The following is an 11,572-nucleotide window of genomic DNA, read 5'->3' on the forward strand; positions in this document are numbered from 1 at the left end:
TGACCGATTTTGCTAGCAAAACTAAAAAAAGTCTGCAATGGAGCGCCTTGGAACGTTTTTTAACCCAAGGTATTCAACTCGCAATTACCTTATATTTGGCGAGATTATTAGGGCCAACTGCTTTTGGCTTGGTGGGTATGTTGGCAGTGTTTATTGCCATTGCCAATGTGTTTGTCGATAGTGGTTTTACTTCGGCGTTAATTCGTAAAACTGATCGCACAGAAAGTGACTTGGTGACCGCCTTTTATTACAATATTGCCATGGCAGGTTTGTGCTACTTTGCTCTGTATATCAGTGCGCCTTTGGTTGCCGCTTTTTATCAACAAGCCGAGCTGCAAGCGCTGCTGCGGATATTGGGCTTAGCTGTGCTGATCAACTCATTTACGTTAATTCCGCGTGTTAAGCTTAATGTGGCGATGGATTTTAAAACTCAAGCCAAAATATCGGTACTGAGTGTGCTGATCAGTGGGCCAACAGCGATAATATTAGCAATTAACGGCTATGGCGTATGGGCGTTGGTGGCGCAAACCTTGCTTAATGCCAGTTGTGCTACCTTTTTATTCAATCTGTTTGCCCCTTGGTTACCTCGTGGCCTCATCACGAAAAACTCTTTTAATTATCTGTTTAGTTACGGTAGTAAGTTGCTGTTATCTGGTTTGCTGGATGTGACTTACAACAACCTCTATCAAATTATCATAGGTAAAAAATTTAGCCCCATTGAGGTAGGCCAGTTTAGCCAAGCCAATCAATTGACCAGTCTCCCTGCGATGACCTTAACTAGCATTATTCAGCGGGTAACGTTTCCGTTGTTTAGCCAGTTGCAAGACGAACCGGATAGAATGGCCAACGCCTATAGGCAAACCTTAAAATTGTCGGCGCTAGTGATCTTCCCATTGATAGTTGCTTTGGGTCTGATTGCCAAGCCGTTGTTAACCAGCCTATTAGGTGAGCAGTGGCAGGGCGCTGCGATGTTGCTCACGGTGTTGTGTTTGGGTTATATGTTATACCCAATCCATTCCCTCAATTTGAATTTATTGCAAGTCACTGGCCGCAGCGATCTGTTTCTAAAACTTGAGGTGATGAAAAAAGTCATTGGTGTGACTGTGCTGCTGCTGAGCATTCCTTATGGCGTGTTGGCAATGTGTCTTGGTTTTACCCTGACGTCCTATTTAGCCCTGCTACTTAACACCTATTACACCGCCAAGTTAACGCATTTAAGCCAATGGCAACAATGTAAAGATATTTTGCCTATTTGGCTTGCCGTGATTTTTGCTGCTGCCGTTGGATATGGCTCTGGTTTATATTTCCCGCAAGCTTGGTTGCAAATAGCGATTAACTTGAGCGTAGCCTTATTAGTGTATGGCATGTATTTAGTGTTGGCACAAAAGCCACTGCTGTTGCAACTGCGCAGTACCTTGCGCCGCTAATGGTTTAATTATTTTTTACTTTGGATGTAAACATGACGAATAAAATAATCCCTGTCACCCAGCCATTTTTGCCAGAATTAAGCGAATTTGTACCTTATCTTGAAAAAATTTGGGATAATCGTTGGCTGACCAACAATGGCCCGTTTCATCAAGAATTAGAAGCCAAGTTGGCTGAATATTTGGGTGTTGAGCATGTTTCTTTATTTAATAATGCCACCATTGCGCTCATCACTGCCTTGCAGGCGATGCGCATTCACGGCGAGGTGATTACCACACCCTATTCGTTTGTGGCAACCAGCCATTCGATCATGTGGAATGGTTTAGTGCCTGTGTTTGTCGATATTGATCCAACCACTTTTAATATTGATCCTGCCAAAATAGAGGCAGCGATTACCCCACGCACCACCGCCATTATGCCGGTGCATTGCTACTCCAATCCTTGCGATGTAGAAGCCATTCAAAAAATTGCTGATAACTATGGTTTGAAGGTGATTTATGATGCGGCCCATGCTTTTGGGGTGAACTATAAAGGTGAGAGTTTACTTAAATGGGGCGACCTGTCGATTTTAAGCTTTCACGCTACCAAGGTATTTAACACTTTCGAAGGTGGCGCCATTATTAGTCCGGATGCTAAAACTAAGCAACGGATCGATCGTTTAAAAAACTTTGGTATAGCCGATGAGTTAACTGTAACCGCACCAGGTATAAATGGTAAAATGAGCGAGGTTAATGCTGCTTTCGGTTTAGTTCAGTTGAAACACATTAATAAAGCTATGGAGCAACGTAAAGTAATTGATGATTATTACCGAGCTGAATTAGCTGATATAAGAGGTATCTCGGTTTATCAACATAATAAAAATGCCAATAGCAATTTTTCATATTTTCCTATTATAGTTGAAGCTGATTATCCATTAAGTCGTGATGAGCTTTATGAAATACTAAAAAATAACCATATTCTTTCCCGTCGTTATTTTTACCCACTCATCAGTAATATGCCAATGTATCGGGGATTGGCAAGTTCGGATATTACTCGGTTACCTAATGCTAATGCCTTAGCCGATAAGGTGCTTTGTTTACCAATTTATAATGAGTTAACACTACAAGAGGTGGGACACATTATCGACGTTTTGAAAAAATCGTCACTTTAATAGGTTTAATATGAAAATTGCGATTACAGGCCCTTTAGCAGATAAGAATTTGGGCGATTATGGGATGTTTATTAACAATATCTATGATATGCCTAAAGAAAATAAATACGTTGTTTTTTCATATAATGGTAGTTTCGTTCAAAATCTGAAAAGTGATTTTCTTCAGGATTATGATGTTAACTTTATCGATGTAAAGTTAGCTGAAAAAGTAAAGTTAAATTTCAACCTAATAGAAGAATTAAAAAAAATAAGAAGAACGTTACTTGGCACTTCAAGAAAAAAAATTCCCACACCTCTTGAGTTACTAAATCGCTGTTTGAATATTAGGCAGCTTGAGAGTGAAATTGAATCAATCGATGTGTTATTAGTTTCTGGTGGTGGCTATTTTAATGACCTTTGGTTTGAATGGGAACGCAATGATGATTTATTTAAAATAATAATACCTATTCTCATTGCATCTAGGATGAATAAAAAAGTAGTTTTTACTGCAAATGGCTATGGTCCATTTGATTCGAGTCAGCATTTTTATGAAATGATTTTTGCAGAAAGTAAAAACGCAATATTTGGTTGCAGAGATAAAAAACTGTCACCTATGTATTTGTCATCTGTTGGTGTTAATACAGTCGAGTATTTGCCTGATGACTTATACATAGTCAACTCAAAGATTGAGTTCAGCGAAGAAAATTGTTATAAGAAATATGGCGATTACGTTATATTTGAACAATATGGTGATGTAAAAAAATTAAAAGATAATATCGATAAAATAAAATCTTTAGTTGAATTTTTGAAGAATAAAAAGCTTAATCTTGTATTTTTGACTTTTGATATAGATGAGCAGACAACAACATTCTTGAAAGAGAATATAAAGCAAGAGAATTTTTTCATATTTGAATATGAATCAGGCTATTTAAAAATAAATGATGCCGTTGGTTTAATAAAGAATTCAAAACTTGTTATTTGTAATAGATATCATGCGTTAGTGCTTTCTGTGACCCATAAAGTCCCTGTCGTTAACGTAATAAAACCTGTATATGATTTAAGGTACTATTATAATAAAAACGTAGGTCTGTTAAATAATGCATTTGAGGGTTTGTATTATGATTATGGATTATTCGTTAAAGAATCTATTTCTGAAGTTGTAGATGTAATTTTGTCTGATTTCGATAATATGTTGATGCAACAAATGGCGCTGTACCAAAGCAATGAGTTTGACCTAAACAAAACTACTCTTGCTGATGTTCGAAATGCTTTTTTTAACAAACATCTGATAGGATAATATTGGTCTTTCTATGCGTAATATATTAGTAGTACCTTGTGGTACAGAAATTGCCCACGAACTTATCAGGTCTTTAAAAGACATTAAAAACATCAATGTATTTGGCGTTAATAGCGTAGAATGTTATACGGACTTGCCATTAAGTAATGTTTTTTCCGATGCTCCGTTAATTGATGATGAGAGCTTTATAGATTATATAGCTGATAAAGTTGTTAGTAATCAAATTACTCATATTATACCTGCGCATGATTCGGCAGCATTAAAGTTGACTGAATTTGCACATTTTTTTAGTGCGAAAGTTGTTTCATCTTCTTATAGCACTAATATTATATGTCGTTCAAAACGTTTAACTTATAATACGCTTAAAGATAAAGTATTAGTTCCAAAGTTATATGGTTTGAATGATGATTTAAATTTCCCCTTGTTTGTTAAACCTGATGTCGGCCAGGGTAGCAATGGCGTGCGCAAAATTACTTCATCTGCAGATCTTAATTTATCGGAAGGTGAGTTGTTATGCGAATATTTAAGTGGGCCAGAGTTTACTGTAGATTGCGTGACCGATAGTAATGGCCAACTTTTATTTGCTAAAGCAAGACAGCGATCTGTTACTAGAAATGGCATATCTGTAGAAACCGAGCTTGTTAAATCGCAGCAACAGTTTTACGAATTTGCAAAAAAAATCAATGAAAACATTCAATTACGTGGTGGTTGGTTTTTTCAAGTTAAAGAGAATGCCCAGCGAGAACTTTGTTTACTTGAAGTTTCGACTAGAATTGCGGGTTCGATGATCACTAGTCGATTTAATGGTATTAACTTTACAGAGCTTTCTATCTTAATCTCCGACAATATACCTGTATCAGTCATTGATAATCAGTTAGATGTAAAACTTTATCGTAATCTTGCATATCAGTTTAAAACCAATTTAAGCTATAATGTTATCTATACTGATTATGATGATTGTCTTTTGTTAGATAATAGCAGAGTTAATTCTGACCTAATCAAATTCTTATTTGATGCAATCAATAATGGTAAAAAAGTGGTGTTAATCACAAGGCATGCGGGTAATTTACAGCAGTCTTTAAAACAGTTTAGATTATCTTTTATTTTCGATGAAATTATTCATATAACCGATTCGGAAAAGCCTAAGTCAACTTTTATAACCCATTCAGATGCTATCTTTATTGATGATTCATTTAAAGAACGCAAAGATGTTTCTAGCAAATTAGGTATTCCCTGTTTTTCTGTCGATATGATTAGGGGGTTATGTTGTTTACAAAGTTAATCGCTCCTGATTCTGAAGAGGAGATTAAGCAGCATTGGAAATATACTGATAAAGTTTATATAAGTATATTATGCCCTTGTTTTAATCAGGAAGGTTATATCTGCGATGCGATAGAAGGCTTTTTGGCCCAGGAATGTGAGTATAGGTTCGAAATTATTATTCATGATGACGCCTCTACAGACAATACTCCTGAAATATTGAAGGCTTATCAAGCACGATTTCCTTCTATTATTAAATTAGTTTTACAGACAGAAAATCAGTATTCACAGGGAAAACAAATTTCAGCCATTGTTGCTAGCTATGCACAAGGAGAATATCTTGCGCTATGTGAAGGCGATGATTTTTGGATTGATGTTAGTAAAATCCAGAAGCAGGCTGATACCTTAAATAGAAATCCAAAAATCAACATATGTATCACTAAGGCTATAGCTATATTTCCTGATAGCCCATCATCACCTTTTTGTGATCTTGGTAATGTTTGTAAAGTCCTACCATTTGATTTTTGTATTACAGGCCCGAGAAATGATTTTTTTCCTACGGCATCATTTTTTATGCGAAGATCAATATTTCAAAATCTTCCTGAATGGTTTTTTCTTGATGCCCCCGTTGGTGATTATTACTTACAATTTCTTTCATCTAAAGATAATGGTTGTCTATATATTCCAGACTTTACTGTTGTATATCGAAGGGATTCGGTAGGTAGTTGGTCCTTATCAAACAAAAACCAAAAAAAACTACTAGACTTAGTAATTAGCAGAACAAAAATGCACTTTATTTTACTTGATGATTTATCGTTTAGGTACAAAGATAGCATAGCTAAAAGATTTGGGCGAGATGACTTATATTCTTTATTAAAATTATCATTTACCCAAGGGAGTGCGAAAGGTATTTACTTATTATTAAAGGCAATAATTTTTTTTCCTAAATCGCTTTTTTATATGTTTGTGGAGCGTCGATTTTGAAATTTACAATAGGAATCTGCACTTTTAATCGAAATGATATTTTAAAAAGAACCCTAGATAGCATTATTGATTGGATACCACATGAAAAAATTCAGTTAATTATCGCTGATAATAATTCAACTGATGATACAAAGAATACAGTCTTAAAATTTATAGATTCTAATACTAAAATTGAAATTTTGTATTTGCCTGTGATTCAACAAGGTTTATCTCATGCGCGGAATATAGTATTAGATAATGCTAAGTATAATTATGTTATTTTTCTGGATGATGATGCGGTTTTGTGTTCAGATATTGTTACTGAGTATGAATCTGCTGTTGTGAATAACCCCCACTGCCATATTTTTGGCGGTAGAGTTATTAAGGATGATAAGACAATCATTCCAACATGGTTTAGTAAAGAGTTTCACATGTTATACTCCTTACTTGATATTGGCTCAGATACAATACCTTTCCCTTCTAAATTAGGGCCTATTGGCGCAAATTTATTAGTAAATACTGATAAGATAAATGGTTTAAGGTTTCGAACTGATTTGGGGCGCGTTGGAAATAATTTAGCATCAGGTGAGGAAACTGATTTCTTATATAGAATTGGTTTTAATCGTGATAATTCATTATACGTAGGTAAAGCAAAAGTTTATCATTGCTTTCCTGAATGTAGATATACCAAAGAATGGGCATATGAAAGATTTAAATATAATGGTATAAGTAATAGAAAACTAAGAGTAACAAAATATACAATTTTGTATGGTTTTTTGTCTGAATGCTTTCAGTTTTTGAAATCCTTTAGATCACTTAATCCAACATACATTAAGTCAAGGTTTTACTCATTATTTTTTTACATAAAAGGAAACTGAGTATGTATTTATTATTTTCCTTTTTGATTTTATTTGTATCCATTAATAATATAGTATTCTCATCATTTTTACTTGTTTTGATAATCATTCTAAGCCTCTTTAGTAAAAGAAAACCACTTAACGAAATTAATTTTAGTTTTTTTTTTGTTTTCCTAGTTACCCCCACATTAGTGGGGTTTATTTTGTTGCTTTGTGGGTTTGATTATACTCCATTTTTAAAATTGGTTTATGTTTATGTGTTTTTTTGTTTTCTAGTTTTACTTTTTTCAAGCTTTAATTTCCCTGTTGGTTTTTTTTCCTCCGCGATTGATTTAGCTATAAAAATACATCTTTTCCTCTTCTTTTTTCAAATGCTATCTTTGTATTTTTTTAATTATAATATTGATTTTAGCTTGTACTTAGCGGGTGAGAGTAATAGAGTTCATGGCGGCGTTTTACAAGGGTTCAATTTTTGGCGGCCTAGTGGCTTATATAATGAGCCTGGTACTTATGCTACTTATTTTTCAATTTTAATTTATTTGTCAATGTTTTGTAGTAACTTTAAGCCAAAACCGCTTTATATTTTTGCACTTATATCTTTATATTGTACAGTTTCAATTTTTGCTTATATTTTAAGTCTTCCTATTTTGTTTTTTTTATTGATTCACGATTATCAAAGCTTGTTTAATAAAGTTAAATATTTTTTAGTTGCTTTAATTATGTTGCCAATATTCTTTGTGGCATATAATTATATACATTTTAGACTTTTTAGTGAGAATAGATATGATGTTTCTTTGGATACTAAATTAAATGCAATCGAGTTTTGGTTGCAACAAAGCTTTCAGCGTCAAATTCTAGGGGCTGGTTTTTCATATAATGATTATGGTGGATTAGTTGATGATTCAACTTTGATGTTTTCATTTATATTTACATATGGTATTTTTTCTTTGCCTATTTTTATTGCGCTTTTTTGGAAATCTAAAAGAGCCGCAATTTTTATATTTTTTATATTGATGTCTAAAACAGCCATTTTTTCGGTTTTTTTAGGTGCGGCTATAGGTTTATTCAAGAATAAAAGAATTAATTATTTATGAAAATTGTGATTATTATTACTGGGCTAGGAATGGGCGGTGCAGAGAGACAAGTTTGTGACCTAGCAGACCAATTTACCCAAATAGGACATGAGGTTTTTTTGATCTCATTGACGGGAGAGACAATTCTTAAGCCTCTATCAAGCCATGTTGAGATTGAGGAAATAAATATGAAAAAAACACTCTTTGGCTTTATTAGGGCTTATTGGCGCGTCCGTACACTTATAAAAAAAATTAAACCTGATGTTGTGCATAGCCATATGGTGCATGCGAATATTTTTGCTCGCTTACTCCGCTTAAATTGTCAAATGAAAAAGTTAATTTGTACTGCGCACAACACTACGGAGGGAGGCCGCTCTCGCATTTTAGCTTATCGATTGACCGATTTTTTGTGTGATATTAGTACTAATGTCAGTCAAGAGGCTGTTGATGCATTTATTGACCAAGGCGCTGTACCACCAAATCGTATGATAGTGATGCATAACGGCATTGATGCTAACCGTTTTATTTTTAATCTAGAACACCGCGTTAGTTTACGAAAGCAATTAAATCTTGCCGATGATACTCCTTTAATTTTGTCTATTGGACGGTTTAATATACAAAAAGACTATCCAAATTTATTGAATGCTTTTGCTATATCATCCAATTATTTGAGTAAATTAAATTTAGCTATAATTGGCGAAGGTGAAGAGAAAGAGGCTACTGAGGTGCTTGCTGAACAATTAGGTGTAACCTCACGTATACATTTTTTAGGATTACAGCGTAATGTATATGAATGGATGAGTGCTGCGGATCTGTTTGTTTTGTCATCAGCTTGGGAAGGATTTGGACTCGTAGTAGCTGAGGCTATGTCCTGTGAACGGCTTGTTGTCGCCACTGATTGCGGAGGAGTAAGGGAAGTGTTAGGTGACTGCGGTATTTTAGTATCAGCTAAAGATAGTGATGCCTTAGCGAAGGCGCTATTAGAAGGTTTGTCACTTACTCAAGAAGGTGTTAGTAAAATAGGTAAGTTTGCACGAGCGCGAATTTTGAAACATTACTCTCTACACAACCAAGCTATGAAATGGTTGGCGTTATATCAATAAGCAATTCTTACTCTTAGCTATTCATGTTTTATCGAAATGATTATGAGATTTTATTTGTGAGTATAAAAAAATTAGTTCTAGTTGCCAATACAGCTTGGTCAATGTTCAATTTTCGTTACGGTTTGTTATCACGATTGCTTAACGAAGGATATCAACTTACAATAATTGTACCACATGATGAGTACTCTTATAAATTACAGAATATGGGATGTTCAGTTGTTGATTTACCCTTAGAGGCAAAGGGGACTAATCCGTTGCAAGATATAAGATTGGTATATTATCTGTATAGGATATATAAACAAATTGCACCTGATTTTATTATTCATTACACCATCAAACCTAATATTTACGGTTCTTTTGCCGCGAAATTAGCAGAAATTCCTTCTTTAGCTATCACTACTGGTTTGGGGTACACCTTTGTCAATGATAACTTAGTTGCTAAACTAGCTCGTAAATTATATAAACTAGCGTTTCGCCTTCCTAAAGAAGTATGGTTTTTAAATGAAGATGATAGGCAGGTATTTCTGCAACATCGGTTGATTATCAAAAATAAAGCTGTCTTATTGCATGGTGAGGGCGTTGATCTTAGTCATTTCGTTCCGCAAACTGTTACAAAAACTTATGAACAAGTCCGCTTTTTACTTATAGCGAGAATGCTTTGGGATAAGGGGGTTGGCGAATATGTGGCAGCGGCTCGAATTATTCTCAAGCGTTATCCACAAGCAGAGTTTCAACTGCTCGGTGCTTCTGGAGTAGCTAATCCAAGTGCTATAGCACACGAACAAATTAATAATTGGGAAAAAGAAGGCTTAGTTGAATACCTTGGAACTACTGATGACGTACGCCCTTTTATCGCAAATTCTGATTGTGTAGTACTACCATCTTATCGGGAAGGGATCCCACGTACTATGATTGAAGCTGCTGCTATGGCTAAGCCATTAATTGTTTCTGATGTGCCAGGTTGCCGTGATGTTGTATTACCAGGCAAAACTGGTTTCGTATGTCCTGCTAAGGATCCTATTGCCCTAGCAGCCAGCTTCGAGCAATTACTTTGTTTGACCTCGGAGCAGCGAGATGTCATGGGGCAAGCTGGTCGTTCATTTATTAGCGAAAAATTTGACGAGAAATTAGTTATTGAACAGTATTTACAGATGTTAAAAAAGTATGGAGTCTGAGATTGCCTTTTATCAATGGCAACTGCTAATTTTTCCTGTAAATAAAGCGAGTGTGTTTATAGCTAAGACGGACATTCGATTACTTTTGTTTGGTGAGTTTCGGTAGTGTATTCGGTTCTTCTAGTTCAGTAGTGCCATTATTCCGCAAGCAAATCGCTAATGGTGGCCCGATCACGGTAACCCATCCTAAAATTACTCGTTTCTTTATGACTATACCTGAAGCTTCACAGCTGGTCATTCAAGCTGGCGCTATGGGTAAGGGTGGAGATGTATTCGTGCTTGATATGGGAAAGTCAGTAAAAATTGTTGATTTAGCTACGAAAATGATTCGTTTAAGCGGTTTTGATGTGAAAGATGTAGATCATCCCAATGGTGATATAGCAATCGAGTTTAGTGGTCTGCGCCCTGGTGAAAAACTCTACGAAGAATTACTTATTGGTGATGATGTTACGGGGACAGATCATGAGCGTATTATGACTGCTAATGAGATATTCCTGCCTTGGGTCCAATTAGAGCAAATTCTTAATTGCTTGGATAAAGCTTGTCATGAGTTTAACCATGAGGCAATTCGTGAGATTTTGCTCAGTGCGCCTACGGGGTTTGCACCAACTGATGGTATTTGTGATCTGGTGTGGCAGCAAAAGAAATCATCAAAAACTACTGATGTTAAAGCTAAAGTGGTTACTCTGGTTACTCTGGTTTCTTAGTTTCTTAGTTTCTTACTAGTTATTTTAAAAAGCCAAATCAGGTTTGATTTGGCTTTTTTCGTTTATAACTGTTTTTAAGGATTTTGTATGTCTAGGAAGTATTTTGGAACTGATGGTGTGCGTGGCAAAGTTGGCTCTTTCCCTATTACGCCTGATTTTGCGATGAAGTTAGGTTGGGCGGCTGGCACTGTGCTGGCGTCCACTGGCACTAAAGAAGTACTGATTGGTAAAGATACCCGTAGCAGTGGTTATATGCTTGAGTCGGCAATGGAGGCGGGATTTTCTGCTGCGGGCGTGAATGTCGCGCTTATTGGCCCTATGCCAACACCTGCGGTGGCGTATTTAGCACTGAAGGATCCCCTCATAAATCAGCCATAGCATAGCCATATTTGAGCAACTGATTGGCGAATAATACCCAGGCCGCCAGCAATTCTTTCTCCGTGATTTGATAATCAGGCCGCCTGAGTACCTCCAATCCCAAGCGAATCGTTGAGAGTACCGTTCGATGCCCAATGGTATTGGCCTGAAAATGCTTATCCCAGCCCTGTTGCTGTGCGTGTAAACCAACTAGCCACAACAGGCA

The 11,572-nt window shown here is 35.9% G+C and carries 9 protein-coding genes and 3 pseudogenes; 11 read left to right on the forward strand and 1 reads right to left on the reverse strand.

From position 1 onward, the window contains the following. Positions 1 to 47: 47 nt before the first annotated feature. The 11 genes and pseudogenes from L5M37_RS17765 to glmM form a co-directional block, all read left to right on the forward strand. Complete coding sequence (locus L5M37_RS17765) at positions 48 to 1,427, forward strand: lipopolysaccharide biosynthesis protein (protein ID WP_263201418.1); 1,380 nt, start codon at positions 48 to 50, stop codon at positions 1,425 to 1,427. 32 nt (positions 1,428 to 1,459) lie between these two features. Then, entirely contained in the window at positions 1,460 to 2,575 is a 1,116-nt protein-coding gene (vioA, locus tag L5M37_RS17770) for a dTDP-4-amino-4,6-dideoxy-D-glucose aminotransferase VioA (RefSeq protein ID WP_263201420.1), read from the forward strand. A gap of 10 nt (positions 2,576 to 2,585) precedes the next feature. Continuing rightward, entirely contained in the window at positions 2,586 to 3,851 is a 1,266-nt protein-coding gene (locus tag L5M37_RS17775; protein ID WP_263201422.1) for a polysaccharide pyruvyl transferase family protein, read from the forward strand. A 13-nt stretch (positions 3,852 to 3,864) separates the two neighbouring features. Further along, entirely contained in the window at positions 3,865 to 5,133 is a 1,269-nt protein-coding gene (locus tag L5M37_RS17780; RefSeq protein ID WP_263201423.1) for an ATP-grasp domain-containing protein, read from the forward strand. Further along, positions 5,115 to 6,095 (forward strand): glycosyltransferase family 2 protein, encoded by a 981-nt coding sequence (locus L5M37_RS17785; protein WP_263201424.1) that lies wholly within the window; start codon positions 5,115 to 5,117, stop codon positions 6,093 to 6,095. Before L5M37_RS17780 ends, L5M37_RS17785 begins: the two co-directional genes overlap by 19 nt. Next, the gene (locus L5M37_RS17790; RefSeq protein ID WP_263201425.1) at positions 6,092 to 6,952 is read left to right on the forward strand and encodes a glycosyltransferase family 2 protein; all 861 of its coding nucleotides are present in this window, start codon (positions 6,092 to 6,094) and stop codon (positions 6,950 to 6,952) included. The genes L5M37_RS17785 and L5M37_RS17790 overlap by 4 nt, the downstream gene beginning before the upstream one ends. 2 nt (positions 6,953 to 6,954) lie before the next feature. After that, the gene (locus L5M37_RS17795) at positions 6,955 to 8,025 is read left to right on the forward strand and encodes a hypothetical protein (RefSeq protein WP_263201426.1); all 1,071 of its coding nucleotides are present in this window, start codon (positions 6,955 to 6,957) and stop codon (positions 8,023 to 8,025) included. Continuing rightward, a complete protein-coding gene (locus tag L5M37_RS17800) occupies positions 8,022 to 9,107 on the forward strand; it encodes a glycosyltransferase (protein WP_263201428.1) in 1,086 nt (361 codons plus the stop codon). Before L5M37_RS17795 ends, L5M37_RS17800 begins: the two co-directional genes overlap by 4 nt. A gap of 56 nt (positions 9,108 to 9,163) precedes the next feature. Next, on the forward strand, positions 9,164 to 10,282 hold the full coding sequence (locus L5M37_RS17805; protein ID WP_263201429.1) for a glycosyltransferase family 4 protein: 1,119 nt from the start codon (positions 9,164 to 9,166) through the stop codon (positions 10,280 to 10,282). A 92-nt stretch (positions 10,283 to 10,374) separates the two neighbouring features. Beyond that, a pseudogene (locus L5M37_RS17810) lies at positions 10,375 to 10,989 on the forward strand (polysaccharide biosynthesis protein); the annotation flags it as partial. 87 nt (positions 10,990 to 11,076) lie between these two features. Next, a pseudogene (gene glmM / locus L5M37_RS17815) lies at positions 11,077 to 11,337 on the forward strand (phosphoglucosamine mutase); the annotation flags it as partial. Between the two features lie 13 nt (positions 11,338 to 11,350). On the opposite strand, the pseudogene L5M37_RS17820 reads toward glmM, so the two are convergent. Then, positions 11,351 to 11,572, reverse strand: a pseudogene (locus L5M37_RS17820) (IS4 family transposase); the annotation flags it as partial.

The organism is Shewanella sp. SM69, assembly GCF_025653985.1.
GTDB lineage: Bacteria > Pseudomonadota > Gammaproteobacteria > Enterobacterales > Shewanellaceae > Shewanella > Shewanella oncorhynchi.

What these genes read in the sequence shown, in the direction of transcription:
- vioA (WP_263201420.1), top strand. Translation starts at nt 1,460, where the DNA reads ATGACGAATAAAATAATCCCTGTCACCCAGCCATTTTTGCCAGAATTA.
- L5M37_RS17785 (WP_263201424.1), top strand. Translation starts at nt 5,115, where the DNA reads ATGTTGTTTACAAAGTTAATCGCTCCTGATTCTGAAGAGGAGATTAAG.
- L5M37_RS17795 (WP_263201426.1), top strand. Translation starts at nt 6,955, where the DNA reads ATGTATTTATTATTTTCCTTTTTGATTTTATTTGTATCCATTAATAAT.
- L5M37_RS17780 (WP_263201423.1), top strand. Translation starts at nt 3,865, where the DNA reads ATGCGTAATATATTAGTAGTACCTTGTGGTACAGAAATTGCCCACGAA.
- L5M37_RS17800 (WP_263201428.1), top strand. Translation starts at nt 8,022, where the DNA reads ATGAAAATTGTGATTATTATTACTGGGCTAGGAATGGGCGGTGCAGAG.
- L5M37_RS17775 (WP_263201422.1), top strand. Translation starts at nt 2,586, where the DNA reads ATGAAAATTGCGATTACAGGCCCTTTAGCAGATAAGAATTTGGGCGAT.